The organism is Stenotrophomonas sp. STEN147, assembly GCF_056757995.1.
Genome location: NZ_JBRRCG010000014.1, coordinates 75,581 through 100,323 on the forward strand (window position 1 = coordinate 75,581; position 24,743 = coordinate 100,323).

The window sequence follows — 24,743 nt, forward strand, 5'->3', positions numbered from 1 at the left end:
CCGGGCTCCGCCTCAACGCGCCACGCGGATGCGGGCCAACCAGCGGTCCAGCGCGCTGCCGAACGCCTGGCGGTCGCGCGCATGCAGGGGAGGCGGGCCCCCGGTCTGGACGCCGGCGCCGCGCAGCTCTTCCATGAAATTGCGTACCGACAGGCGCTGGGCGATGGTGTCGGCGGTGAACAGCTCCCCGCGAGGATGCAGGGCCAGCGCGCCTCGTTCGAGCACCAGCGCGGCCAATGGAATGTCCTGGGTGACAACCAGATCGCCGGCGGCGACCCGTTCGACGATGGCGCTGTCAGCCACGTCCAGGCCCTGCGGCACCTGGAGGGAGCGGATCCAGCGCGAGGGCGGGGTGCGGATCCACTGGTTGGCGACCAGGGTCAACTCCAGGCCGACCCGCTCGGCGGCCCGGAACAGGATGTCGCGGATGACAACGGGGCAGGCGTCTGCGTCCACCCAGATGCGGGGACGGGGCAGTTCAGCCGGGGTTTCAGCTTCAGTCATTTACCCAGTGTAGGGTAGGAAAAACCTGAATGGGTCCCCGGATCCGGGCCCGACCGACTGCCAGCCCTTGCCACGCCTAGCGGGGGCGGGGTGGCGATGAATGCCGGGGCTATCGCTTTTTGGGGAAAACACGCGTATCGTGCGACCCACTGTGTTTGCTAGGGTCACCGTGAATCGTGGCCTGGTGCAGTTGATCTCACGATCCACTCATCGATCCGCTTTACCAACGCCTGCAACTCAGTCTCGGCCCCGATACCCGGTGGCTGCGATTTTTTTCAACATGTGTTTCAGGAGTTAGTAAATATGTCTGAACGTCAGACCGGCACCGTCAAGTGGTTCAACGACGCCAAGGGCTTCGGCTTCATCACCCCGGAAAGCGGCCCGGACCTGTTCGTGCACTTCCGCGCCATCCAGGGCACCGGCTTCAAGACCCTGCAGGAAGGCCAGAAGGTCACCTTCATCGCCGTCCAGGGCCAGAAGGGTATGCAGGCTGACCAGGTGCAGGCGGTCTAATCCGTCTGCTGCCCTCGGGTAGCCAGAACGCCGGAAGCGCAAGCTTCCGGCGTTTTTTTTTGCGTCGGCGGGAGCAGGCACGGATCGAATCCACAGGCGCATGCGTGCAGGCGCGTTACGATGCTTGCACCCCTCTGGAGTCCTTTCATGCGCATCGTCCATCACCTCGAGAATTCCCGTTCGCTGCGCGTGCTGTGGATGCTGGAGGAGCTGGGGCTGGACTACGAACTGCGCCGTTACCCGCGCGACCCCAGAACGCTGCTGGCACCGCCGGCACTGCGCCAGGTACATCCGCTGGGGAAATCACCGGTGCTGCAGGACGGCGAGCAGGTGCTGGCCGAATCCGGCGCCATTCTTGATTACCTGGCTGACCGCTACGACACGCAGCGGCAGGTGTCGCCGTCGCCGATACCGGCCGGAGGTGCCGAGCGCATGGCCTATCGCTACTGGCTGCACTACGCCGAAGGCTCGGCGATGCCGCCGCTGCTGCTGACGCTGGTGATGAGCCGCATCCGCAACGCGCCGGTGCCGTTCTTCGTGCGCCCGATTGCCCGCAGCATTGCCGACAAGGCCGAGCAGAGCTTCGTCGGCCCGCAGCGCCGCCTGCACCTGGACTGGATGGAGCGCCGCCTGGCCGAGAGCCCGTGGTTCGCGGGTGAGCGTTTCACCGCGGCCGATATCCAGATGAGCTTCCCGATCCAGGCCGCAGCGGCGCGCGGAGGCGGACTGGACGACAAGCCGGCGCTGCGCGCGTTTCTCCAGCGCATCGGTGAACGCCCGGCCTACCAGCGCGCTGAAGCGCACGGCGGATCGCTGCAGGCGCTGCGCGGCGATTGAGGTCGGCGGCGTCCATCCCCATGTCAGGGCCATGGACAGCCCCTTCCCGCGATTCGACAACCGTCTGCTGACCGTCCTGCCGGGCGACCCGGAAGCCGGGCCCCGCCGGCGTGAAGTCCGAGAGGCGGCCTGGTCGTCGGTGATGCCGACGCCGGTCGCCGCGCCGACCCTGCTGGCCTGGTCGCTGGAGGTCGCCGCTCTGCTCGGCATCGATGTGGCTGAAGTGTCGAGCGGCACGTTTGCCCAGGTATTCGCTGGCAACGCGTTGTATCCGGGCATGCAGCCGTGGGCCGCCAATTACGGCGGGCACCAGTTCGGTCACTGGGCGGGCCAGCTTGGCGATGGGCGGGCGATCTCGCTGGGCGAGCTGGTTGCGCCGGATGGCCGGCACTGGGAACTGCAGCTGAAGGGTGCAGGCCCGACCCCGTACTCCCGTGGCGCCGACGGTCGCGCGGTGCTGCGCTCGTCGATCCGTGAATTCCTGTGCAGTGAGGCCATGCACCACCTCGGTGTACCGACCACGCGTGCGCTGTCGCTGGTCGGTACCGGCGAGCACGTGGTGCGCGACATGTTCTATGACGGCCGTCCGCGAGCCGAGCCCGGCGCGATCGTATGCCGTGTGTCGCCCTCGTTCCTGCGTTTCGGTTCGTTCGAACTGCCGGCCTCGCGCGGTGAGACGTCACTGCTGCAGCAACTGGTGGATGCCTGCATCGCCCGTGATTTCCCCGAACTGGCAGGGCAGGGTGAGGCGCTGTACGGTGACTGGTTCGCGCAGATCGCGGTGCGCACCGCCGAGATGATCGCGCACTGGATGCGTGTCGGTTTCGTGCATGGGGTAATGAACACCGACAACCTCTCCGTGCTTGGCCTCACTCTCGACTATGGCCCCTATGGCTGGGTCGAGGACTTCGATCCAGACTGGACCCCGAACACGACTGACGCACAGGGCCGTCGCTACCGCTTCGGAACGCAGCCGCAGGTGGCGTACTGGAATCTGGGGCGGCTTGCGCAGGCGCTGTCGCCCTTGTTTGCCGACGTCGCGCCGTTGCAGGCGGGCCTTGCTGCCTATCAGGCCACCTTTGCCGCCTGCACGCGTCGCGATGCGGCGGCCAAGCTTGGCCTGGCAGCTGCCGATGATGCCGATCTGCAGCTCTACCAGCGCTGGCAGCAGCTGCTGCAGGACGGTGGCATGGACATGCCCCTGTCCTGGCGCGCCTTGATGCGGATCGATCCGGCATCGCCCGATCCGGCGGCACTGGCTGAGGTCTACTACGACCGGGAGCGGCAGGAGGCCGTGCAGGTGCCGCTGCGGCAGTGGCTGCAGGACTACGCCGCGCGATTGCGGGCGGATCCTCTTCCGGCCGCCGAGCGCCTGGCGAAGATGGGCGCGGCCAATCCGCTGTACGTGCTGCGCAACTGGCTGGCGCAGGAAGCGATCGACCGTGCGGAACAAGGGGACATGGGCGGCGTACACGCCTTGCAGGACGTGCTGCGCGATCCGTACACCCAACGCGCCGGACGTGAGCATTTCGCCAGCAGGCGCCCGGCCTGGGCCGACGACCGCGCCGGCTGCTCGATGCTGTCCTGCAGTTCCTGAGCGTGGGGTTCGGCAGGGCTGCGCCCTGCACCCGCCGAGGCCAGGTCAAAAGCCAGCGCGAAAGCTGGATTCCGTGGTTGGGTGGGGCGGTGTCGGAGTGCGGGGACCGTTGGTAGGTGTCGACCTTGGTCGACACATCTGTCAGATATCGACATACGAGAATGGGGTCAGATCCGTTTTCCTGCGGAGAACGGATCTGACTCCACGACCCACCCCGCATCCCGCAGGAAACCAGCTTCTGCCTTTGCCTTGGCTTGACGCCTCTGCAGGCGCCGGGCGCAGCCCAGCCAGGCAGGCCGCGCCGGGAACGGGTACCCTATGCCGCCATCAGACATCCGACGTGACATGACCGACGCTATCGTCGCTCCGCAGTGGGCCTCGCGCCTGCGCGACATCGCCGACTTCCCCAAGCCCGGCATCCTGTTCAAGGACATCATGCCGCTGCTCGCGCACGGCGAAGACTTCCGTGATGCCATCCGTGCGATGGCCGACCGCTGGCGCGACCAGAAGCTGGACGCGGTGGTGGGTATCGAATCGCGTGGTTTCATCCTGGGCGCCGCGATGGCACTGGAACTGGGCGTGGGCTTCGTGCCGGTGCGCAAGCCGGGCAAGCTGCCCGGCCAGGTGCTGCGCGAGGAATACACATTGGAGTACCGCAGCGACTGCATCGAAGTGCATGCCGATGCGCTGGCGGCCGGCGCGCGCGTGGCGATCATCGACGACGTGCTGGCGACCGGCGGCACGCTGGTGGCCGCATTGTCGCTGGTGCGGCGGCTGGGCGTGGACGTGGTCGGTGCCGGCGTCCTGGTCGAGCTGGATGGCCTGGGTGGCCGCGCCCGTTGGCAGGCGGACCTGCCGCTGCATACCGAGCTGGTGTTCTGAGACTGCCGCCGGGCATGGCCCGGCGCTACCTGTTCTGAGACTGTCGCCGGGCATGGCCCGGCGCTACCTGTCGCTGGGCCTTACATCATCCGTACGCGGAAGCGGCGGCCCTTGATCTTGCCGGCCTCCAGTTTCGCTACGGCCTTGCTGGCCTGCTCGCGCGCGATCGCCACGTAGGAGCGGGTCGGGAAGATCGCGATCTTGCCGATGAACTTGCCCGACAGTCCTGCGTCGCCGGTCAAGGCGCCGAGGATGTCGCCCGGGCGAAGCTTGTCTGTCTTGCCACCGTCGATGCGCAGGGTGCGCATCGCTGCCTGCGGCAACTCGGTGGGGCGTGACGTCGCCAGCGGCGTCTTCTGCCAGTCCAGCGCGTGCCCCATCTGTGCTTGGATCGCTTCGGCGCGGCTCTTCTCGCGGCCCGCCACCAGGCTGATGGCCAGGCCGCTGGCGCCGGCACGGCCGGTACGTCCAACGCGGTGCTGGTAGCTTTCGACATCGGTCGGCAGCTCGTAGTTGATCACCGCCGCCAGCTCTTCCACGTCCAGACCGCGCGCGGCGACGTCGCTGGCGACCAGCACGTTGCAGCTGCGGTTGGCCAGGAGCAGCAGCACTTCCTCACGGTCGCGCTGCTCCATGTCACCGTGCAGGGCCAGCGCCGAGAAGCCGAACTGCTGCAGCGAATGGGCGACCTCGTCCACGTCCTTGCGGGTATTGCAGAACACCACCGCCGATTCGGGCGTGTACTTGAGCAGCAGGCCGGCCAGCGCCTTCTGCCGATGGGCCGGCTCGACCTCGCAGAACAGGTGGCGGATGGCCGGCGCCTGGTCAGCGCCTTCCACCGTGACTTCAACGGCATCGCGCAGCAGATCACGTGCAATGGCACGGATGCTGTCGGGGAAGGTGGCCGAGAACAGCAGGCTCTGCCGGTCCTTGTGGGTGCGTCCGGCGATTTCGCGGATGGGCTCTTCAAAGCCCATGTCGAGCATGCGATCGGCTTCGTCCAGCACCAGCGTGCGCACCGCGCCAAGATTCAGCGCGCGCTTGCGTGCCAGCTCCTGCACGCGGCCAGGGGTGCCGACCACCACGTGCGGGTCGTGGCCTTCCAGCGAGGCGAGCTGCGGTCCCAGCGGTACGCCGCCGACCAGCAGCAGCAGCTTCAGGTTGGGGATGCCGGTGGCCAGCTTGCGGATCTGCTTGCCGACCTGGTCGGCCAGTTCGCGGGTCGGGCACAGCACCAGCGCCTGTACGCGGATCAGGCTCGGATCGATCGCCTGCAGCAGCCCCAGGCCGAACGCAGCGGTCTTGCCGCTGCCGGTCGGAGCCTGCGCGATCACGTCGCGGCCATCGAGGATGGCGGGCAGGCTCTGGGCCTGCACAGGGGTCAGGGTGGTGTAGCCGAGGGCATCCAGGCCGGGCTGCAGGGCCGGGCTCAGCGGCAGGGTCGAGAAATCAGTCATGGCGCATTGTACCTGCGCGCGCGGCCGTCCCCGTCTCCCGGGGCAGCGGCCGTATCGGCAGACCTGCGCTCAGTGCAGCATCGCCAGCACGCCCTGGTGGATCGCCAGGCCACCGAACAGCAGCCAGGCGAACAGGAGCAGCGCCAGCAGCAGCGGCTTCAGGCCCGCCTGGCGCAGCGCGGAGACATGGGTGGTCACGCCCAGCGCCGCCATCGCCATCGCCAGCAGCACCGTGTCCAGCTGCATCAGCGCCGCGTGAAGCCCGGCGGGCAGCAGCTGCAGCGAGTTCACGCCGGCCACGGCGACGAAACCGAACGCGAACCACGGCACGACGATGCGGGCCTTGCTGCCCTCAGGCGTTGCCCTGCTGCCGCGTGACAGCCAGAGCGACAGCACGACCAGGAAGGGCGCAAGCAGCATCACCCGGACCATCTTGGTGATGACGGCGGTATCGGCAGCCGCCTCACCCACGGCACGGCCGGCAGCCACCACCTGCGCCACTTCGTGCACGGTGGCCCCGGTGAACAGGCCGTACTGCCGCGCGTCCATCGCCAGCCAGCCGTGCGACTGCAGCAATGCATACAGCGCCGGATACAGGAACATGGCAAGCGTACCGAACACCACCACGGTCGATACCGCCACCGTTACCTGTGCTGCACGACCACGCACCACCGGCTCGGCCGCCATCACTGCCGCCGCGCCGCAGATGGCACTGCCGGCGCCGATCAGCATCGCCGCCTCACGCTCCATCCTGAACACGCGCGTGCCCAGCCAACAGGCCAGGCCAAATGTGCTGGCGACCACCAGCACGTCCATCAGCACGCCGGCGACGCCGACATGGCCGATGTCCTGGAACGTCAGGCGCAGGCCATACAGCACAATGCCGGCACGCAGCAGCCAGTGCTTGGCGAAGCCGATGCCTGCCGCGCTGCGCGGCGCCAGCCGCGGGTAGAGGGTATTGCCGACCGCGATACCGGCGACGATCGCCACGGTCAGCGCGCTCAGGCCATGCGCCTGCAGCCATGGCAGGTCCGCCAGATGAAGCGATGCCGCAGCGAGCAGGCCCGCCAGCAGCAGCCCGGGCAGGCGCGGCTGCCAGCGCTGCCGCAGAACGGGCAGGGACCAGGTGGAGGGGGCGGAGGTGCTCATGGCGGGACCGGTGTGGGGAACGATGAAAAGCGTGCGCCTGCGCCAATGACCTGTAAAACGAATAATATAAGTAGAATCTACCTGCTTTATAGGTAAAGGATATGCGCCTGACTCTGCGCCAGCTACAGGTCTTCGTCGCCATTGCCGACCACGGAAGCACATCCGCGGCCGGCCAGGCCATCGCGCTCTCGCAGTCGGCCAGCAGTGCGGCCCTGCAGGAGCTGGAGGCGCACTTCGGCACGCCCCTGTTCGACCGTGTCGGTCGCCGCCTGGTGCTGAACGGCCATGGCCGCGCGCTGCTGGAACCGGCCCGCGCGCTGCTGGTCAATGCCGTTGATCTCGAGCGCCAGCTCGCTGCCGGCGGGGACCCCGCGCAGGGGGCACCGTTGCGGCTGGTGCTGGCGGCCAGCACCACCATCGGCAACTACCTGCTGCCGGCGCGCATCGCCGACCTGTTGCGGCAGGCGCCACAGGCGGAAGTCGATCTGCGCATCGACAACAGCGCCGGCGTGGTCGCCGCCGTCCAGCGGCTGGATGTGGATGCCGGCCTGATCGAGGGGCCATGCCACGAGCGGGGTTTGCAGGTGACCGCGTGGCAGCAGGATCCGCTGGTGATCGTTGCCGCCGCCGACGCGGCGGCGCGCTGGTCGCTGGAGGATCTGCGCGCGGCGCGCTGGCTGCTGCGCGAACCCGGGTCCGGCACCCGCGAGGCCGTGGAGCAGGCGCTTCTGCCGCATCTGCGCGGTTTCGCGCAGACCCTGCAGCTGGGCAATACCGAGGCGATCAAGCAAGCCGCGATTGCCGGCCTCGGCGTGGCCTGCCTGTCACGTCACGCATTGGAGGAGCCGCTGGCACTGGGTCGCCTGCGTGTGCTGGATACCCCGCTACCCGCGCTGCAGCGCACGCTGTGGCTGGTGCGCCACCCCGGCAAGCAATGGTTGCCGGGTCTGCAGGCGTTGCTGGGGGAGGTGGGCTGATCGATCTCCGGGAGCAGCCCGGCCGGCGCCCCCAACCCGTACAATATCCGGATGCCTCTGATTACTCTGCAGAACGTCGACTTCAGCGTCGGCGGCCCGTTGTTGCTGGAAAAAGCCGAACTGTCGATCGAGCCGGGTGAACGCATCGCCCTGATCGGCCGCAACGGCGCCGGCAAATCCACCCTGCTCAAGCTGCTGTCCGGCGACCACAAGCCCGATGACGGCGAAGTACGCGTCCAGCAGGGCGTCCGTGTGACCCGCCTGGAACAGGAAGTGCCGCACGGCGCGGCCGGCTCGGTGTTCGACGTGGTGGCCGATGGCCTGGGTGAGCTGGGCCAGTGGCTGGCCGAGTTCCACCACCTCAGCCATGCCGACGAGTTCGACGGCGATGCGCTCGGCCGGGTGCAGGCCAAGATCGACGCGGCCAATGGCTGGGGTCTGGACCAGCGCGTGGCCGAGACACTGACCAAGCTCGACCTGGATGGCGATGCGGAGTTCGCGCGCCTGTCCGGTGGCATGAAGCGCCGCGTCCTGCTGGGCCGCGCGCTGGTCTCCAGCCCGGACCTGCTGCTGCTGGACGAGCCGACCAACCACCTGGACATCGAAGCCATCGACTGGCTGGAAGCGTTCCTGAAGGGCTGGAGCGGCAGCGTGGTGTTCGTCACCCATGACCGCCGCTTTCTGCGTGCGCTGGCCACCCGCATCGTCGAGATCGATCGCGGTCAGGTCACCAGCTGGCCCGGCGACTGGGCCAACTACGAACGCCGCCGCGAAGAGCGCCTCAACGCGCAGGCGCAGGAGAACGCGCGCTTCGACAAGCTGCTGGCACAGGAAGAAGTGTGGATCCGGCAGGGCATCAAGGCGCGCCGCACCCGCGATGAAGGTCGCGTGCGCCGGCTGAAAGCGATGCGCACCGAACGGTCGCAGCGACGCGAGCTGAGCGGCAATGTCCGGATGGAAGCGGCACAGGGCGTGAGCTCCGGCAAGAAGGTCATCGACGTCAAGGACATTTCGTTCGCGTTCGGCGACCGCACCATGGTCCGCGACTTCACCACCACCATCCTGCGCGGCGACCGGATCGGCCTGATCGGCCCCAACGGCAGCGGCAAGACCACCCTGTTGAAGCTGCTGCTGGGTGAACTGCAGCCGCAGAAGGGCGAGGTCAACGCCGGCACCAACCTGCAGGTGGCCTATTTCGACCAGTATCGTGCCGTGTTGCGCGAAGACTGGAGCGCCATCGAGAACGTGGCCGAAGGCCGTGATTTCCTCGAGTTCAACGGCAAGCGCAAGCACGTGCATGCCTATCTGCAGGACTTCATGTTCACGCCCGAGCGCGCGCGCGCGCCGATCACCCGGCTGTCCGGTGGGGAGCGCAACCGCCTGCTGCTGGCCAAGCTGTTCGCGCAGCCGTCCAACCTGCTGGTGATGGACGAACCCACCAACGACCTGGACGTGGAAACGCTTGAACTGCTGGAAGAGCTGCTCGGCGAGTACACCGGCACGCTGCTGCTGGTCAGCCACGATCGTGATTTCATCGACAACGTGGTGACGTCCACGCTGGTGATGGAGGGCGACGGCGTGATCGGCGAGTACGTTGGAGGCTATACCGACTGGCAGCGCTACGCGGCCAGTACCGCAGTGGCAGCAGTGCCCGCCGCTGCCAGGCCGGCGGCAGCGGCTGCGCCTGTGGCTGCCGCGGAACCTGCCGCGGCCAAGCGCAAGCTCAGCTACAAGGAAGCGCGCGAACTGGAGCAGCTGCCGAAGACGATCGAGAAGCTGGAAGGTGACGTCGAAGGCCTCACCTCAGCGATGAATGATCCCTCGTTCTACACCCGCAGCAGCGCCGAGGTGACGGCACACACGCAGCAGCTGGCCAAGGTGCAGGCTGAACTGGACGCCGCGTACGCGCGCTGGGAAGAGCTGGAAGGCTGATCTTGACCGACGCTGACGGTGCGCGGTAGCGCGGGGCCATGCCCCGCGGGCGCACAGCGCGGGCGTGTGGTGTTTCGCCGGGCATGGCCCGGCGCTACCGGTACGCAGGCAGTGCGAGGGTAGCGCGGGGCCATGCCCCGCGAGCGCGCAGCGCGGGCTTCTGGCGTTCCGCCGGGCATGGCCCGGCGCTACCGGAACGCAGCCGCGGTGCGAGGGTAGCGCGGGCTTCTGGTGTTCCGCCGGGCGTGGCCCGGCGCTACCGGTACGCAGGCAGTGCGAGGGTAGCGCGGGGCCATGCCCCGCGAGCGCGCAGCGCGGGCCTGTGGTGTTCCGCCGGGCGTGGCCCGGCGCCAGGGATGCAAGGGCGCCACGGCGCCCTGATCCTATTTGACCCCGTGCAGATCCCGCAGCTGGCTTGGCCGGCTGCCGAAGTACGCCGCCAGGTCGGCGATGTCCTGATCGCTCAGGTCCGTCGCCTGCGGCGTCATCAACGCGTGCTGGCGGTCGCCGGAACGGTAGGCCTGCAGCGCATGCGCGAGGTAATCACCGTACTGCCCACCCAGTTTCGGGTAGGTCGGATCGATCGGGGCGTTGCCGTCGGCACCATGGCAATCGATGCAGCTCTGATTGGTGGCCTTGCCCTTCACCTTGGCCCGGGCTTCACCGGCAGCCTCACGGCCGGTGGGCAGGCCTGCCGAGGATGAAGAGCCGTGCTCGCCGCTGGCATGGCCCGGATCGGCGGCGGATTTCTCGCTGTTCTCCACCTGTGACTGCGAGCAGGCCGCCAGCAGCAGGGCGACGGACAGGGCGATGGCATGACGCAGTGGATGCGCGGCTTTCGACATGGGCGGGCCTTACTTGACGGTGGACAGGTAAACAGAGAGATCGGCGATCTCCTGTTCGCTGAAACTCATCGACTGGGCCTGCATCGTCGGATGCCGGCGCTTGCCCTGGCGGTACTCGGTCAGGGCCTGGGTCAGGTACTGCTGGGTCTGGCCACCGATCTTCGGTACCCGGTAACTCGGGTAGGCGTTCTTGTAACCGGTGATGCCATGGCACCCCTGGCAGGTGTAGGCCAGCACCCGGCCATTGTCGTAATTGCCGGCAGGTGCGGCGGCGGCAGCAGCGGCGGGTGCCGGGGCTGGGGCGGGTGCTGCGGTCGTGGTAGCTGGAGCGGGCTGTGCGGCGGCCCCGAGGGGCAGGAGGACGGCCAGAGCGAGACAAGCGGCGAGCGGCTGCGGGCGCATGATGTCGTTTCCGGGGATTCGGGTCTGGTCGTTCCGGCGTGGGGTACGGAACGACCCGAGTATAGCCTCAGGTTTCATCTAGCTGAAATGGGGGTGGGCCGACCAGCGGCGTGAAGACACCATGACCTTTGGGATATGGTGTTGCCGTGAAGTGGTGCATTACTTTGCTACCACACCTGCCCACGCATCCTCCAGGGACCTGACGATGTCGCACCCAATCTTCCTGCATGGCCGCCGCAGCGGACTCTGCGCCGCCGCCCTGCTGATCTCCACCACGCTGATGCTGGGCGGTTGCGCCGCGGGCCCCAACAGCGAGGCCAAGGCCGCCGAAACCAAGGATGAGAAAAAAGTCGAGTCCGTGCCGGTCGAGGTCGCGGTGGCCAGCCGCCGCGCGGTGGCGGCCAGCTACACCGGCACCGCCGCGCTGGAGCCGCGCGCCGAGTCGCAGGTGGTTGCCAAGACCTCTGGCGTGGCGCTGGCGGTGCTGGTCGAGGAAGGCCAGCGGGTCAGCGCGGGGCAGCCGCTGGTACGGCTCGATCCGGACCGCGCACGCCTGGCGGTTGCCCAGAGCGAGGCACAGATGCGCAAGCTCGAGAACAACTACCAGCGCGCACAGAAGCTGGTCGGCCAGCAGATGGTCAGTGCCGCCGACGTCGACCAGCTGCGCTTCGATCTGGAAAACGTGCGCGCGCAATATCGCCTGGCCACGCTGGAGCTGTCGTACACCACGGTGGTCGCACCGATCTCCGGCGTGATCGCCTCGCGCTCGATCAAGACCGGCAACTTCGTGCAGATCAACACGCCGATCTTCCGCATCGTCGACAACTCGCGCCTGGAAGCCACCCTCAACGTTCCCGAACGCGAGCTGGCAACGCTGCGTGCCGGCCAGCCGGTGACCCTGTCGGCGGATGCACTGCCGGGCCAGAGCTTCACCGGCATCGTTGATCGCATCGCACCGGTGGTGGATTCGGGCAGCGGCACGTTCCGTGTTGTCAGTGCCTTCGACGGCACTGCCCATTCCCTGCAGCCGGGCATGTTCGGCCGGATCCGCATCGATTACGACCAGCGTGCCGACGCCCTGGTCGTGCCGCGCCTGGCGCTGCTCGACGATGGTGAGCCGGCGGTGTTCCGGGTGCGCGACGGCAAGGTCGCACGCGTTCCGGTCAAGCTGGGTTACGCGGAGGGGCCATGGGTGGAGATCCGTGATGGACTGGCGGCCGGAGACCAGGTGGTCACCGCAGGCAAGGTCGCGCTGCGCGACGGCACCGCCGTGCAGGTGATCGCTGATCCGAAGGCGAAGACGGCGACGGCCTCGGCCAAGCCGGCAGACAAGGCCGGGAGCCGGCAATGAGCCATCCTGACCACGACCACGGTGCTTCGCCCCACGGCGAAAGCGCCGCCGCCGGCATGCGTGGCGGCCTGGTGGAGTTCGCTACCCGCCGCCGCGTCACCATTGCCATGTGCACGGTCACCCTGCTGCTGTTCGGCCTGATTGCGCTGGGCAGCCTCAAGGTCAACCTGCTGCCGGACCTGAGCTACCCGACGCTGACGGTACGCACCGAATACACCGGTGCGGCACCGACCGAGATCGAAACCCTGATCACCCAGCCGGTGGAAGAAGCCGTGGGCGTGGTCAAGAACCTGCGCAAGCTGAAGTCGGTCTCGCGCACCGGCCAGAGCGATGTGGTGCTGGAGTTCGCCTGGGGCACCAACATGGACCAGGCCAGCCTGGAGGTGCGCGACAAGATGGAAGCGCTGAACCTGCCGCTGGAGGCGAAAGCCCCGGTGCTGCTGCGCTTCAATCCGTCCACCGAGCCGATCATGCGCCTGGTGCTGTCCAGCAAGGCGGCGCCGTCCAGCGATGCCGACGCCATCCGCGAGCTGACCATCCTGCGCCGCTACGCCGACGAGGATCTGAAGAAGAAGCTGGAACCGGTCACCGGCGTGGCGGCGGTCAAGGTCGGCGGCGGCCTGGAGGACGAGATCCAGGTCGACATCGACCAGCAGAAGCTCGCGCAGCTGAATCTGCCGATCGATACCGTCATCAAGCGCCTGAAGGACGAGAACATCAACATCTCCGGCGGTCGGCTGGAAGAGGGCTCGCAGCGCTTCCTGGTGCGTACCGTCAACCAGTTCGCCGATCTGGAGGAGATCCGCAACCTGCTGGTCACCACCCAGGCGTCCAATGGCAGTGCGGCAGACTCCGCGCTGCAGCAGATGTTCAACATCGCCGCCTCCACCGGTTCCGCTGCGGCCATCGCCGCAGCCTCGGCCGCACAGAGCGCATCGTCCGGCGGTGGCTCCAGCGTGGTCGCCAATGGCGTTCCTGTCCGGTTGAAGGACGTGGCCACCGTGCGCCAGGGCTACAAGGAGCGTGAAGCGATCATCCGCCTGGGCGGCAAGGAATCGGTCGAGCTGGCGATCTACAAGGAAGGCGACGCCAACACCGTCGCCACCGCCGAAGCGCTGCGCAAGCGTCTGGAGCAGATCAAGGGCACGTTCCCCGGCGATGCCGAACTGACCACCATCGAGGACCAGTCGCGCTTCATCGAGCATGCGATCAGCGACGTCAAGAAGGATGCGGTGATCGGCGGCCTGCTGGCGATCCTGATCATCTTCCTGTTCCTCCGCGATGGCTGGAGCACGTTCGTCATCAGCCTGTCGCTGCCGGTGTCGATCATCGCCACGTTCTTCTTCATGGGCCAGCTGGGTCTCAGCCTGAACGTCATGTCGCTGGGCGGCCTGGCGCTGGCGACGGGCCTGGTGGTGGACGATTCGATCGTGGTGCTGGAGAGCATCGCCAAGGCGCGCGAGCGCGGGCTGGGCATCCTGCAGGCCGCGATCGAAGGCACCCGCGAAGTGAGCATGGCAGTGGTCGCCTCCACCCTGACCACCATCGCGGTGTTCCTGCCACTGGTGTTCGTCGACGGTATCGCCGGCCAGCTGTTCCGCGACCAGGCGCTGACCGTGGCGATCGCCATCGCCATTTCGCTGCTGGTATCGATGACACTCATTCCGATGCTCAGCTCGCTGAAGGGGCGGCCGCCGCTGGCGTTCCCCGAAGAGCCCGCCAGCGAGGCGTGGCAGCCGGAGCGTCGCTGGCAGAAGCCCGTTGCAGCCGGCCGTCGTGGCTTCGTCGCTGCGGTGCGCTGGACCTTCTATGCGCTGGCCTGGCTGGTGGTGCGTGCCTGCCGCGGCGTTGCCGCCGTGATCGGTCCGGTCATGCGCAAGGCCAGCGATATCGCGATGAAGCCCTATGCGGGGGCCGAACGTGGCTACCTGCGGCTGTTGCCGAGCGCGCTGGCGCACCCCGGCAAGGTGCTGGGCCTGGCCGCGCTGGCGTTTGCAGCCACCATGGCGCTGGTGCCGATGCTGGGCGCCGACCTCATCCCGCAGCTGGCGCAGGACCGCTTCGAGATGACCGTCAAGCTGCCGGCCGGCACGCCGTTGAAGCAGACCGATGCACTGGTGCGCGAACTGCAGCTGGCGCACGGCAAGGGCGAGGGCGTGGCCTCGCTGTACGGCGTCAGTGGCAGCGGTACCCGGTTGGACGCAAGCCCGACCGAGAGCGGCGAGAACATCGGCAAGCTGACCGTGGTGATGGAAGGCGGTGGGGATGCGCGCACCGAAGCGGCCATCACCGAGCGCCTGCGTGGCACCATGGCCGGGCACCCCGGCGCGCAGGTCGACTTCGCGCGGCCGGCGCTGTTCAGCTTCTCCACCCCGCTGGAAATCGAACTGCGTGGTCAGGACATGGCCACGCTGGAGCAGGCTGGCCAGCGGCTGGCTGCCCTGCTGCGCGGCAATGCGCACTACGCCGACGTGAAGTCGACGGTGGAGGAGGGCTTCCCGGAGATCCAGATCCGCTTCGACCAGGAGCGCGCCGGTGCACTGGGCCTGACCACCCGCCAGATCGCCGACGTCGTGGTGAAGAAGGTGCGCGGCGATGTGGCCACCCGCTACAGCTTCCGCGACCGCAAGATCGACGTGCTGGTACGGGCACAGGAAGGCGACCGGGCCAGCGTGGAGAGCATCCGCCGCTTGATCGTCAACCCGGGCAGTACCCGTCCGGTCACCCTGGACGCCGTGGCCGACGTGGTGGCCACCACCGGTCCGAGCGAGATCCACCGTGCCGATCAGACCCGCGTCGCGGTGGTCTCGGCCAACCTGCGTGACATCGATCTGGGCGCGGCCATGCGCGAAGTGCAGCAGATGGTCGCCGAACAGCCGCTTGGTGCGGGCGTCGGCCTGCATATCGGTGGCCAGGGCGAGGAACTGGCGCAGGCGGCAACGTCGCTGATCTTCGCCTTCGGACTGGCGATCTTCCTGGTCTATCTGGTGATGGCGTCGCAGTTCGAATCGCTGCTGCATCCGTTCGTGATCCTGTTCACCATCCCGCTGGCGCTGGTCGGCGCGATCCTGGCGCTGATGCTGACCGGCAAGCCGATCTCGGTGGTGGTGTTCATCGGCCTGATCCTGCTGGTGGGACTGGTCACCAAGAACGCGATCATCCTGATCGACAAGGTCAACCAGCTGCGCGAGGCCGGGGTGGCCAAGCACGAGGCGCTGGTGGAAGGCGCGCGCTCGCGCCTGCGTCCGATCATCATGACCACCCTGTGCACGCTGTTCGGCTTCCTGCCACTGGCGGTGGCGATGGGCGAGGGCGCTGAAGTACGTGCGCCGATGGCGATCACCGTGATCGGCGGCCTGCTGGTCTCCACCCTGCTGACCCTGCTGGTGATCCCGGTGGTCTACGACCTGATGGATCGCCGCGGCGACGCTTACTACCGCGAACGCGGCCGCAAGCACGCCGGCGACGGACTGCGAATCCGAGAAGGTGGCCGCGTCGGCGGCGAGGAGCCGGCATGAGTGTCGCCGAGTTCTCCATCCGCCGTCCGGTCACCACCATCATGTGCTTCGTATCGCTGGTGGTGATCGGCCTGATCGCTTCATTCCGGCTGCCACTGGAGGCTCTGCCGGACATCTCCGCGCCGTTCCTGTTCGTGCAGATTCCGTACACGGGCTCGACACCGGAAGAAGTGGAGCGGACCATCATCCGGCCGGTGGAAGAGTCATTGGCAACGATGACCGGGATCAAGCGCATGCGCTCCTCGGCCACGTCCGAAGCGGCGCTGATCTTCATCGAGTTCAGCGACTGGGACCGTGACATCGCCATCGCCGCTTCCGACGCGCGCGAACGTATCGATGCGATCCGCAGCGACCTGCCTGACGACCTGCAGCGCTACAACGTGTTCAAGTGGTCCAGCAGCGACCAGCCGGTGCTGAAGGTGCGCCTGGCCAGCACCACCGACCTGACGACCGCCTATGACATGCTCGACCGCGAGTTCAAGCGGCGCATCGAGCGCATTCCGGGCGTTGCGCGCGTGGACATCACCGGTGCACCGCCGAATGAAGTCGAGATCGCGATCGATCCCAACCGGCTCAACGCGCACGGGCTGAGCATCAACGAGCTGAGCGAACGGTTGCGCACGCTGAACTTCTCGATCTCGGCCGGGCAGATCGATGACAACGGCCAGCGTGTGCGCGTGCAACCGGTCGGCGAGATCACCGACCTGCAGGAACTGCGCGACCTGGTGATCAACGCCAAGGGCCTGCGGCTGGGTGACATTGCCGATGTGCGGCTGAAGCCGGCGCGGATGAATTATGGCCGCCGCCTGGATGGCAACCCGGCAGTGGGCCTGGATATCTTCAAGGAGCGCAGCGCCAATCTGGTCGACGTCTCGCGCGCGGCGCTGGCCGAAGTCGAATCGATCCGCGCACAGGACTCGATGCGCGATGTGCAGATCAAGGTCATCGACAACCAGGGCAAGGCGGTGACCTCCTCGCTGCTGGAGCTGGCCGAAGCCGGTGCGGTCGGCCTGATCCTGTCGGTGACGGTGCTGTTCTTCTTCCTGCGCCACTGGCCGTCCACGCTGATGGTGACGCTGGCCATCCCGATCTGCTTCACCATCACCCTGGGCTTCATGTACTTCGTCGGGGTGACGCTGAACATCCTGACCATGATGGGCCTGCTGCTGGCGGTGGGCATGCTGGTGGACAACGCCGTGGTGGTGGTGGAGAGCATCTACCAGGAGCGCGAGCGCATGCCGGGACAGCCACGGCTGGCCTCGATCATCGGCACCCGCAACGTCGCCATCGCGCTCAGCGCCGGCACCCTGTGCCATTGCATCGTGTTCGTGCCGAACCTGTTCGGCGAGACCAACAACATCAGCATCTTCATGGCCCAGATCGCGATCACCATTTCGGTATCGCTGCTGGCGTCGTGGCTGGTGGCGGTCAGCCTGATTCCAATGCTGTCCGCGCGCATGGCCACGCCCAAGCTGGTGCACTCGCAGACCGGACTGATCGCGCGCCTGCAGCGGCGCTACGCGCAGGTGCTGGACTGGTCGCTGCACCATCGTGGCTGGAGCCTGCTGGGCATCGTGCTGGTGGTGGCCGTCAGCCTGGTGCCGATGAAACTGACCAAGGTGGACATGTTCGGTGGTGAAGGTGGCAAGGACATCTTCATCGGCTACATGTGGAAGGGTGCCTACACCTACCGGCAGATGTCCGAGGAAGTGGCGCGGGTGGAGAACTGGATCGACGAGAACCGTGAGCGCCTGCACGTCAAGCAGGTGTACTCCTGGTACAGCGAGCAGGAAGGCAGCTCGACGGTCGTCACCCTGGACGAGAAGTACGCCAAGGACATCAAGTCACTGCAGGAGGAGCTGCGCAAGGGCCTGCCGAAGTCCGCGCGTACCGACTACTTCGTCGGCAACCAGGGCGGTGATGGTGGTGGCGGCAACCAGGGCGTGCAGGTGCAGTTGATCGGCGATTCCAGCAGCATGCTGCAGGAAATCGGCCAGGAAGTGCTGCCCCTGCTGGCCCAGCGTGCGGAGCTGCGCGACGTGCGCATCGACAATGGCGAGAAGGGCGGTGAACTCAAGGTGCGCGTCGATCGCGAGCGTGCCGCCGCCTTCGGCTTCAACGCCGAGCAGGTGGCCAGCTTTGTCGGCCTGGCATTGCGCGGTGCACCGATGCGTGAGTTCCGGCGAGGCGACAACGAGGTGCCGGTCTGGGTGCGCTTCGCCGGAGCCGAGCAGAGCAGTCCGGAGGACCTGGCCGGCTTCAGCGTGCGTACCGGCGACGGCCGCAGCGTGCCGCTGCTGAGTCTGGTCAGCGTCGATGTCGGTTCGTCCGCCACCCAGATCGGCCGCACCAACCGGCAGACCACGCTGACGATCAAGGCCAACCTGGCCGAGAAGGTCACCGCACCGGACGGACGCAAGGCGATCGAGGCCGTACTCAAGCCGATGAGCTTCCCGGCCGGCTATGGCTACACCTTCGATGGCGGCGACTATGGCAACGATGACGAGGCGATGCAGCAGATGGTGTTCAACCTGCTCATCGCGCTGGTGATGATCTACGTGGTGATGGCGGCGGTGTTCGAATCGCTGCTGTTCCCGGCGGCGATCATGAGCGGCGTGCTGTTCTCGATCTTCGGCGTGTTCTGGCTGTTCTGGATCACCGGCACCTCGTTCGGAATCATGTCCTTCATCGGCATCCTGGTGCTGATGGGCGTGGTGGTGAACAACGGCATCGTGATGATCGAGCACATCAACAACCTCCGGCGCAGCGGCATGGGGCGTACCCAGGCCCTGGTGGAGGGCTCACGCGAGCGCCTGCGCCCGATCATGATGACCATGGGAACGGCGATCCTGGCGATGGTGCCGATTTCGCTGACCAACACGCAGATGTTCGGCGACGGCCCGGAGTACGCGCCGATGGCCCGAGCCATCGCCGGTGGACTGGCGTTCTCGACCGTGGTCAGCCTGCTGTTCCTGCCGACGATCTACGCGGTGCTGGACGACCTGCGCAATGCCGTGACGCGGCTGATCCGCCGCGCGCGCGGCCTGGAAAAGGTGGCGGCAACGGCCGCCTAGCGTCGAGCTTGCCGGACTACGGGGAACGACAACGTGTTGTGGTGTGGGGAGGCCGGTCGTAGTGGGGCGGCCTCCCCTTTTTTTGCCGGGCATGGCCCGGCGCTACCATCACCGCCTCGCGGTATCGCCGGGTGTCGCAATTCGCCGCCACGCGGTAGCGCCGGGCCATGCCCGGCGGGGCGTTGCAATCAACCTGCGACCTTGCCCCACACCTGGAAGCCGGTCAGCCACAGGCCGAGCATGCTGCCGAGATTGGTCAGCATGAACGTCAGCACCACGCGGGTGACCCGATTGCGGTACCAGCCCTTCAACGACTGTGCATCGTCGCGCAGCTGCAGGAAATCCTGGTACGCCGGCTTGCGCAGGCGTGCCTCGACCAGCGCCGAGAACGCGCCGGTGGGAATGCTGAGCCGGAACGGCTTGAACGGGGCGACCACGATCGCCGTGAGAATGCTCAGCGGGTGACTGCCGGCCAGCAGACAGCCGAGGCCGGCCAGGCCGCCGGTGTACATCGCCCACGTGGCCAGCAGTTCGGTGCCCACGCCCAGGCCTCCGCGGTAGAAGCCGACGGCGATGCCGGTGACGACGATGGCAAGGATGCCCAGCGTGAACCACGGGATGTTGCGCTTCTTCGGCACGGCTTCGAGTTCGGCGCGCAACGGTGCCGGTGCATCGGTATCCGTTTCGAGGTATCGCGCCAGGCCTGCCAGATGGCCGGCGCCGACCACCGCCAGGACTTCGCGCTGCCGCGGGTCGTGTTCTTCGCGCAGGCGCGTGGCCATGTAGCGGTCGCGCTCGCCGATGATGGTTTCGTACAGCGCGGGATTCTCGGTCGCGAACTCGCCGAAGCTCGACTCCAGCATGTCGCCCTGCTTGAGCTTCTCGATTTCGTTTTCGCCCACCTCTTCCGATGAGAACAGGCCGGCGCCCAGGCCCGCAACCAGCTTCAGCTTGCCGAAGAAGCCCAGCCGCTGCGAGGCGCGGCGGAAGGTCAGGCCCACCTCTCGGTCGATCAGGTGGACGGGCAGGCCGCGCTCACGCCCCAGTTCGACGGCGCGCTTCAGTTCCGCACCCGGCTCGATGCCGAGCTGTTCGGCCAGACGACGCTGGTAGGCGGAAAGCGCCAGGTTGGCGGCGAACAGGGCAACTCGACCCTTGCGGATCACCTCGACCAGGTCCAGCTTGGCCAACGTGTCCGGATCGCTCAGGGCCTGCAGGCGCTGGGGGTCCAGTTCGACCGCGACGGCATCGAAGCGGCCGCTGTTGATTGCTTTCTCCACCGCCTCGACGCTGGCGTGGGAAACGTGGGCGGTGCCCAGCAGGGTGTAGCGCACGCCGTCGCGTTCAACGACGCGCACCGGCTGGCCGGCGAACAGATCGTCGTCGGTCTCGGGAAGGATTTCGGTCATGGAGTCATTCATTGGAAGGTGCGGAGTCGGCGCCGTCGCCGAGCGCGCGTTGCATCTGCACGGTGTCCAGCCAGCGGCCGTGCTTGCGGCCGAGGCCGCGGAACACGCCGACCAGCTCGAAGCCGAAACGCTCGTGCAGCCTGATCGAAGCGGTATTGGTCGGTTCGCCGATCACCGCCACCATCTGCCGGAAGCCACGTGCGACGCATGCGTCGATCAGCGCCTGCAACAGGCCGGTGCCGACGCCCTGGCCCTGGAACCGTGCATCGACATAGACCGAGTTCTCCACGGTCCACTGGTAGGCAATGCGCGTGCGGTAGGTGTTGGCGTAGGCGTAGCCGGCGACCTGGCCGTCGATCTCGGCGACCAGATAGGGAAAACCGCGGTCGATGATGTCGCGCATGCGGCGCAGCATCTCGGCCTGGTCCGGGATGTCGTACTCGTACGTGTTGACGAAGTCGGTCACTTCGACCGCGTAGATCGCGGTGATCGCGGCGATGTCGGCCGGGCCGGCATCACGGATGAGGACGGCCATGCGCGGCTCCGGTTCAGTCGATGTAGCGCTTGAGCAGATCGCCGTAGGCATCGATGCGGCGATCGCGCAGGAACGGCCAGATGCGGCGCACGTGCTCGCTGCGCTGCAGGTCGACGTCGCATACCAGCACAGCGGCATCGGTGCCGGCTTCGGCCAGGAACTCGCCCTGCGGGCCGAGCACGTGGCTGTTGCCCCAGAACTGGATGCCCGACGCGCCCAGAGGCGAGGCCTCATGGCCGACGCGGTTGCAGCTCAGCACCGGCAGGCCGTTGGCGACGGCATGGCCACGGTGGCTCAGTACCCAGGCATCGCGCTGGCGGGTCTTCTCGTCCTGCACGTCGTCCGGGTCCCAGCCGATCGCAGTCGGGTACAGCAGCAGTTCGGCGCCGGCAAGCGCCATCAGGCGCGCCGCCTCCGGATACCACTGGTCCCAGCACACCAGCACGCCCAGGCGGCCCACCGAGGTGTCGATCGGGGTGAAGCCGATGTCGCCCGGGGTGAAGTAGAACTTCTCGTAGAAACCCGGATCGTCCGGGATGTGCATCTTGCGGTACTTGCCGAGCAGGGTGCCGTCCTTCTCGAACACCACCGCGGTGTTGTGGTACAGGCCGGCGGCGCGGCGCTCGAACAGCGAACCGACCAGCACCACGCCATGCTTCTTCGCCAGCGCACCCAGGCGCTCGGTGCTCGGGCCCGGGATCGGTTCGGCCAGATCGAACTCGTCAACCGACTCGTGCTGGCAGAAGTAGGGGCCGTTGTGCAGTTCCTGCAGCAGCACCAGCTTGGCGCCCTGCGCTGCCGCTTCGGCCACGCGTGCCTCGATCACCGCCAGATTGGCGGCGGCATCGCCGTGGTTGCGCTCCTGGATCAGGGCGACGGTAAGCGGGCTGCGCGAGTTCATGCGGGTGTTCCTGCGGGGGAAAACCCGCATGTTAGCGCGTATGCGATGCCGCAGCGTGTCGGCCGCTGAACAGGTGCACGCAGCCGGTATCGCCGGGCCATGCCCGGCGTACGAACCGAATGCCGCTGTGCTCGCCGGGCGTGGCCCGGCGCTACCGCATCGTGCTACGCCTTCAGCAGGCCTTCCGGCAGCTGCATGGTGATGCAGTGCAGGCTGCCGTTCTGCCAGATCAGCGAGCGGCAGGGCACCTGGACGATCTCGCGGCCCGGATGGGCCTTGGCCAGCACGTCGCGGGCCAGATCGTCGGCCGGATCACCGTACGCCGGCATCAGCACCGCGCCGTTGACGATCAGGTAGTTGGCGTACGAGGCCGCCAGGCGGCGGCCTTCGTCGATTACCGGCTGTGCCCACGGCAGCGGGAACAGGCGGTATGGCTGACCGTCACGGGTGCGCAGCGCAGCCAGCTCCCTGCCCATCGCCTGCAGCTCGGCGTAGTGTGAGTCGTTCTCGTCGTCGCAGGCCTGGTAGACGATGCTGTCCGCCGAGGCGAAGCGGGCGAGGGTATCGATGTGGGCATCGGTATCGTCGCCTTCCAGGTAGCCGTGGTCGAGCCACAGCACGCGCTCCTGCTGCAGCCAGTCGGCGAGGTCGGTGCTCAGGCTGGCGCGGTCACGATCCGGGTGGCGTTCGTGCAGGCACTTCCAGGTGGTCAGCAGGGTACCTTCACCGTCGGTTTCGATGGCGCCGCCTTCCAGTGCGAACGGGATGCTGCGCACCGGCGCGTCGTTGAAAACGCCGGCCTGGTCGAGCGCGCCCACCAGCTGATCGTCGAGGGTGGCATCGAACTTGCCGCCCCAGCCGGTGAAGCGGAAGTCCAGCAGCTGGAAACCGCCGTCGGCACGTCGCAGGGTGATCGGGCCCGAGTCGCGCAGCCAGGTGTCGTCGTAGGCCGCCGTGGTGAAGTGCACCCTGTCCATGTCGATGCGGTTGGAGCGCAGCCGCATTTCGGCATAGGTCTCCACATCGTCATCGGCCACGCAGATCAGCACCGGCTGGAAGCGGGTGATCGCTGCAACCAGTGCGATATAGGTTTCCTCCACCTGTCCCAGGCGGTCGGCCCAGTCGGTATCGGCGGTGGGCCAGGCAATCAGGACGCCGCTCTGGGCTTCCCACTCGGCAGGAAAACGAAGGGTCTGGTTCATGGTCTCGCTACACAGGCCCGCCCGGGGCGGGTAAAGGGGTCAACGGATCGGCGGTTTCGGGCCGATTTCGTTCGGGTCCGCCTGGTTGGCCACCACGTCGATCACCTTCTGCTTCTCGAAGTAGACAGTGAACTGTGGGTACACCCAGCGGTTGATGGTCGGCCATTGCCGCTTCTGCCCGCCGCGCGGCTGCAGCTGCTCGCTGGGCGCACCGAACTGGCTCTGCACCTGCTGCATGGACTGGCCACGAAGGGGCAGGGCGCCGGCCGGCTTCTCGCGGGCGCGGTCGACAAGCAGAGTGTCGGCCAGGGCCGGCGTGGCGGCAGCCAGAGTGGCCAGCACGGCCAGGGTGGACAGGTAACGCTTCATCTCGATCTACTCCCCAGTGGTCAAGAAAGGCGATTACAGCAAAATCGGCAGGAAAAAGCCGCATAAACAAAAAACCGCCCGAAGGCGGCTTTTTGCATCGGGTCGGTCCCGCGCGGGACCAGCCGCAGCCACGAAGGCTGTTGGGCTCAGCGCTGACGCGCCTTGAAACGCGGGTTCGACTTGCAGATCACGAAGATCTTGCCACGGCGACGGACGACCTTGCAGTCACGGTGACGGGCCTTCGCCGACTTCAGGGAGGACAGGACTTTCATGGCATACCTCGGCGTAAACAGTAGTTGTTCGGGTGGAGCGTGGCCGCGATATGCGAAAGACAATCGGCAGTTGACGCTCGTTCAAGCCCGCCATTCTACCGGGCTTTTCCTCATGGTTTCAAGTGGTTGCACAAAAGATCCGTCGCGGGGTGTCTGGCAGGGGCTAGAATGCCCCCTTCACACGTACTGGGACCCCCATGAATCCACTCGCTCCCGTCCTGACCATCGACGGCCCATCAGGGGCCGGCAAGGGTACCATCAGCCGCATCGTGGCGCGCCGGATGGGCTGGCATTACCTGGATTCAGGCGCCCTGTACCGGGCGGTGGGCGTGGCCGCCAGCTGGGCCGACATCGATACCTCCGACGCCTCGGCACTGGTGCGGTGCACGTTCGATACCCATGTTCAGTTTGTTGAACAGGGTGACGCGATGCGGGTCCTGGTCAATGGCAGCGATGCCACCGACGAACTGCGGCTGGAGACCACCGGCGCGCTGGCGTCGGCCATCGCGGCCATTCCCGAAGTCCGGGCGGCCCTGAAGGAGCGGCAGCGCGCATTCAGGGAGCTGCCGGGCCTGGTCGCGGACGGTCGCGACATGGGTACGGTGATCTTCCCGGATGCCCCCTACAAGGTGTTCCTGACCGCCAGTGCCGAAGAGCGCGCCGAGCGCCGGCATAAGCAGTTGAAAGACAAGGGGGTTTCTGTTAACTTTGATGACCTCCTGCGCGAGATCATGGCCCGCGACGCCCGTGATGCTCAGCGTACCGTGGCGCCCCTGAAGCCGGCAGACGATGCCGTCCTCATCGACACCACAGGCATCGGCATCGCAGATGTCGTTGCCCGAGTGATGGATCTGCTTCCGGTTCCGGCTGCCTGATCCGTTCGCGCGGGAGCACTGCCAGCCGCATCGGTGGTGGTCGCGCAATAGCAGTGCTGTACAAGCTCCGTCGCGCAATGATGCGTGGCGGTTTTCCTACTTCACACACGACCTGCTTTTCCGGGGTCGACCAACAGGCGGG

At 67.1% G+C, this 24,743-nt stretch carries 21 protein-coding genes; 10 read left to right on the forward strand and 11 right to left on the reverse strand.

The annotated features are described in order from the left end of the window. Positions 1–12: 12 nt before the first annotated feature. Positions 13–504 carry a YaiI/YqxD family protein gene (locus tag ACVOKU_RS14030; protein ID WP_053517778.1) on the reverse strand — a complete coding sequence of 164 codons (492 nt, stop codon included), beginning with the start codon at positions 502–504 and terminating at the stop codon, positions 13–15. A gap of 303 nt (positions 505–807) precedes the next feature. On the opposite strand from ACVOKU_RS14030, the gene ACVOKU_RS14035 reads away from it, so the two are divergent. From ACVOKU_RS14035 to ACVOKU_RS14050, 4 genes are all read left to right on the forward strand, one after another. Then, positions 808–1,017 (forward strand): cold-shock protein, encoded by a 210-nt coding sequence (locus tag ACVOKU_RS14035; RefSeq protein WP_005416210.1) that lies wholly within the window; start codon positions 808–810, stop codon positions 1,015–1,017. 147 nt (positions 1,018–1,164) lie between these two features. After that, on the forward strand, positions 1,165–1,854 hold the full coding sequence (locus ACVOKU_RS14040; RefSeq protein ID WP_481560222.1) for a glutathione S-transferase: 690 nt from the start codon (positions 1,165–1,167) through the stop codon (positions 1,852–1,854). A gap of 31 nt (positions 1,855–1,885) precedes the next feature. Then, positions 1,886–3,451 carry a protein adenylyltransferase SelO gene (locus tag ACVOKU_RS14045; protein ID WP_481560223.1) on the forward strand — a complete coding sequence of 522 codons (1,566 nt, stop codon included), beginning with the start codon at positions 1,886–1,888 and terminating at the stop codon, positions 3,449–3,451. 345 nt (positions 3,452–3,796) lie between these two features. Further along, positions 3,797–4,333 carry an adenine phosphoribosyltransferase gene (locus ACVOKU_RS14050; protein ID WP_065175040.1) on the forward strand — a complete coding sequence of 179 codons (537 nt, stop codon included), beginning with the start codon at positions 3,797–3,799 and terminating at the stop codon, positions 4,331–4,333. Between the two features lie 80 nt (positions 4,334–4,413). Here ACVOKU_RS14050 and dbpA read toward each other — a convergent pair whose 3' ends face one another. Next, positions 4,414–5,790 (reverse strand): ATP-dependent RNA helicase DbpA, encoded by a 1,377-nt coding sequence (gene dbpA, locus ACVOKU_RS14055; protein WP_481560224.1) that lies wholly within the window; start codon positions 5,788–5,790, stop codon positions 4,414–4,416. A 69-nt stretch (positions 5,791–5,859) separates the two neighbouring features. Next, positions 5,860–6,939, reverse strand: coding sequence for a YeiH family protein (locus ACVOKU_RS14060; RefSeq protein WP_481560225.1), 1,080 nt, complete (start codon positions 6,937–6,939; stop codon positions 5,860–5,862). A gap of 101 nt (positions 6,940–7,040) precedes the next feature. On the opposite strand from ACVOKU_RS14060, the gene ACVOKU_RS14065 reads away from it, so the two are divergent. Together ACVOKU_RS14065 and ACVOKU_RS14070 are read left to right on the forward strand one after the other, a co-directional pair. Next, positions 7,041–7,916: a LysR family transcriptional regulator gene (locus tag ACVOKU_RS14065; protein ID WP_065181327.1), complete on the forward strand. Its 876-nt coding sequence runs from the start codon at positions 7,041–7,043 to the stop codon at positions 7,914–7,916. Positions 7,917–7,967: 51 nt separating this feature from the next. After that, on the forward strand, positions 7,968–9,848 hold the full coding sequence (locus ACVOKU_RS14070) for an ATP-binding cassette domain-containing protein (protein WP_459061912.1): 1,881 nt from the start codon (positions 7,968–7,970) through the stop codon (positions 9,846–9,848). A 383-nt stretch (positions 9,849–10,231) separates the two neighbouring features. Here ACVOKU_RS14070 and ACVOKU_RS14075 read toward each other — a convergent pair whose 3' ends face one another. Further along, positions 10,232–10,693 (reverse strand): c-type cytochrome, encoded by a 462-nt coding sequence (locus tag ACVOKU_RS14075; protein ID WP_053517751.1) that lies wholly within the window; start codon positions 10,691–10,693, stop codon positions 10,232–10,234. A 9-nt stretch (positions 10,694–10,702) separates the two neighbouring features. Further along, on the reverse strand, positions 10,703–11,095 hold the full coding sequence (locus tag ACVOKU_RS14080) for a c-type cytochrome (RefSeq protein ID WP_053517750.1): 393 nt from the start codon (positions 11,093–11,095) through the stop codon (positions 10,703–10,705). Positions 11,096–11,300: 205 nt separating this feature from the next. Between ACVOKU_RS14080 and ACVOKU_RS14085 the strand changes: the two genes are divergently transcribed. From ACVOKU_RS14085 to ACVOKU_RS14095, 3 genes are read left to right on the forward strand one after another with little or no spacing between them, the layout of a single operon-like run. Continuing rightward, entirely contained in the window at positions 11,301–12,446 is a 1,146-nt protein-coding gene (locus ACVOKU_RS14085) for an efflux RND transporter periplasmic adaptor subunit (protein WP_053517749.1), read from the forward strand. A gap of 56 nt (positions 12,447–12,502) precedes the next feature. Next, entirely contained in the window at positions 12,503–15,964 is a 3,462-nt protein-coding gene (locus ACVOKU_RS14090) for an efflux RND transporter permease subunit (protein ID WP_481560230.1), read from the forward strand. After that, entirely contained in the window at positions 15,961–19,038 is a 3,078-nt protein-coding gene (locus ACVOKU_RS14095) for an efflux RND transporter permease subunit (protein ID WP_481560226.1), read from the forward strand. Before ACVOKU_RS14090 ends, ACVOKU_RS14095 begins: the two co-directional genes overlap by 4 nt. Before the next feature lie 188 nt (positions 19,039–19,226). Here the strand turns inward: ACVOKU_RS14095 and ACVOKU_RS14100 are convergent, their stop codons facing one another. From ACVOKU_RS14100 to ykgO, 6 genes are all read right to left on the reverse strand, one after another. Then, positions 19,227–20,447, reverse strand: a complete 1,221-nt coding sequence (locus ACVOKU_RS14100) for a TraB/GumN family protein (RefSeq protein WP_481560227.1) — start codon at positions 20,445–20,447, stop codon at positions 19,227–19,229. Positions 20,448–20,451: 4 nt separating this feature from the next. Next, the gene (locus ACVOKU_RS14105) at positions 20,452–20,982 is read right to left on the reverse strand and encodes a GNAT family N-acetyltransferase (protein WP_065181332.1); all 531 of its coding nucleotides are present in this window, start codon (positions 20,980–20,982) and stop codon (positions 20,452–20,454) included. Positions 20,983–20,995: 13 nt separating this feature from the next. Beyond that, positions 20,996–21,883 carry a carbon-nitrogen hydrolase gene (locus ACVOKU_RS14110; RefSeq protein WP_053517744.1) on the reverse strand — a complete coding sequence of 296 codons (888 nt, stop codon included), beginning with the start codon at positions 21,881–21,883 and terminating at the stop codon, positions 20,996–20,998. A gap of 164 nt (positions 21,884–22,047) precedes the next feature. Continuing rightward, complete coding sequence (locus ACVOKU_RS14115; protein ID WP_180877199.1) at positions 22,048–23,085, reverse strand: agmatine deiminase family protein; 1,038 nt, start codon at positions 23,083–23,085, stop codon at positions 22,048–22,050. A gap of 39 nt (positions 23,086–23,124) precedes the next feature. Next, positions 23,125–23,454: a hypothetical protein gene (locus ACVOKU_RS14120; protein ID WP_053517741.1), complete on the reverse strand. Its 330-nt coding sequence runs from the start codon at positions 23,452–23,454 to the stop codon at positions 23,125–23,127. Positions 23,455–23,600: 146 nt separating this feature from the next. After that, a complete protein-coding gene (ykgO, locus tag ACVOKU_RS14125) occupies positions 23,601–23,726 on the reverse strand; it encodes a type B 50S ribosomal protein L36 (RefSeq protein WP_005409283.1) in 126 nt (41 codons plus the stop codon). A 197-nt stretch (positions 23,727–23,923) separates the two neighbouring features. On the opposite strand from ykgO, the gene cmk reads away from it, so the two are divergent. Further along, positions 23,924–24,601, forward strand: a complete 678-nt coding sequence (gene cmk, locus ACVOKU_RS14130; RefSeq protein WP_053517740.1) for a (d)CMP kinase — start codon at positions 23,924–23,926, stop codon at positions 24,599–24,601. Positions 24,602–24,743 lie beyond the last annotated feature (142 nt).

Coding starts and splice junctions, on each gene's coding strand:
- ACVOKU_RS14095 (WP_481560226.1), top strand. CDS start 15,961: ATGAGTGTCGCCGAGTTCTCCATCCGCCGTCCGGTCACCACCATCATG.
- ACVOKU_RS14070 (WP_459061912.1), top strand. CDS start 7,968: ATGCCTCTGATTACTCTGCAGAACGTCGACTTCAGCGTCGGCGGCCCG.
- ACVOKU_RS14110 (WP_053517744.1), bottom strand. CDS start 21,883: ATGAACTCGCGCAGCCCGCTTACCGTCGCCCTGATCCAGGAGCGCAAC.
- dbpA (WP_481560224.1), bottom strand. CDS start 5,790: ATGACTGATTTCTCGACCCTGCCGCTGAGCCCGGCCCTGCAGCCCGGC.
- ACVOKU_RS14065 (WP_065181327.1), top strand. CDS start 7,041: ATGCGCCTGACTCTGCGCCAGCTACAGGTCTTCGTCGCCATTGCCGAC.
- ACVOKU_RS14120 (WP_053517741.1), bottom strand. CDS start 23,454: ATGAAGCGTTACCTGTCCACCCTGGCCGTGCTGGCCACTCTGGCTGCC.
- cmk (WP_053517740.1), top strand. CDS start 23,924: ATGAATCCACTCGCTCCCGTCCTGACCATCGACGGCCCATCAGGGGCC.
- ACVOKU_RS14085 (WP_053517749.1), top strand. CDS start 11,301: ATGTCGCACCCAATCTTCCTGCATGGCCGCCGCAGCGGACTCTGCGCC.
- ACVOKU_RS14090 (WP_481560230.1), top strand. CDS start 12,503: ATGCGTGGCGGCCTGGTGGAGTTCGCTACCCGCCGCCGCGTCACCATT.
- ACVOKU_RS14040 (WP_481560222.1), top strand. CDS start 1,165: ATGCGCATCGTCCATCACCTCGAGAATTCCCGTTCGCTGCGCGTGCTG.
- ACVOKU_RS14075 (WP_053517751.1), bottom strand. CDS start 10,693: ATGTCGAAAGCCGCGCATCCACTGCGTCATGCCATCGCCCTGTCCGTC.
- ykgO (WP_005409283.1), bottom strand. CDS start 23,726: ATGAAAGTCCTGTCCTCCCTGAAGTCGGCGAAGGCCCGTCACCGTGAC.
- ACVOKU_RS14100 (WP_481560227.1), bottom strand. CDS start 20,447: ATGACCGAAATCCTTCCCGAGACCGACGACGATCTGTTCGCCGGCCAG.
- ACVOKU_RS14030 (WP_053517778.1), bottom strand. CDS start 504: ATGACTGAAGCTGAAACCCCGGCTGAACTGCCCCGTCCCCGCATCTGG.
- ACVOKU_RS14105 (WP_065181332.1), bottom strand. CDS start 20,982: ATGGCCGTCCTCATCCGTGATGCCGGCCCGGCCGACATCGCCGCGATC.
- ACVOKU_RS14045 (WP_481560223.1), top strand. CDS start 1,886: ATGGACAGCCCCTTCCCGCGATTCGACAACCGTCTGCTGACCGTCCTG.
- ACVOKU_RS14050 (WP_065175040.1), top strand. CDS start 3,797: ATGACCGACGCTATCGTCGCTCCGCAGTGGGCCTCGCGCCTGCGCGAC.
- ACVOKU_RS14115 (WP_180877199.1), bottom strand. CDS start 23,085: ATGAACCAGACCCTTCGTTTTCCTGCCGAGTGGGAAGCCCAGAGCGGC.
- ACVOKU_RS14060 (WP_481560225.1), bottom strand. CDS start 6,939: ATGAGCACCTCCGCCCCCTCCACCTGGTCCCTGCCCGTTCTGCGGCAG.
- ACVOKU_RS14080 (WP_053517750.1), bottom strand. CDS start 11,095: ATGCGCCCGCAGCCGCTCGCCGCTTGTCTCGCTCTGGCCGTCCTCCTG.
- ACVOKU_RS14035 (WP_005416210.1), top strand. CDS start 808: ATGTCTGAACGTCAGACCGGCACCGTCAAGTGGTTCAACGACGCCAAG.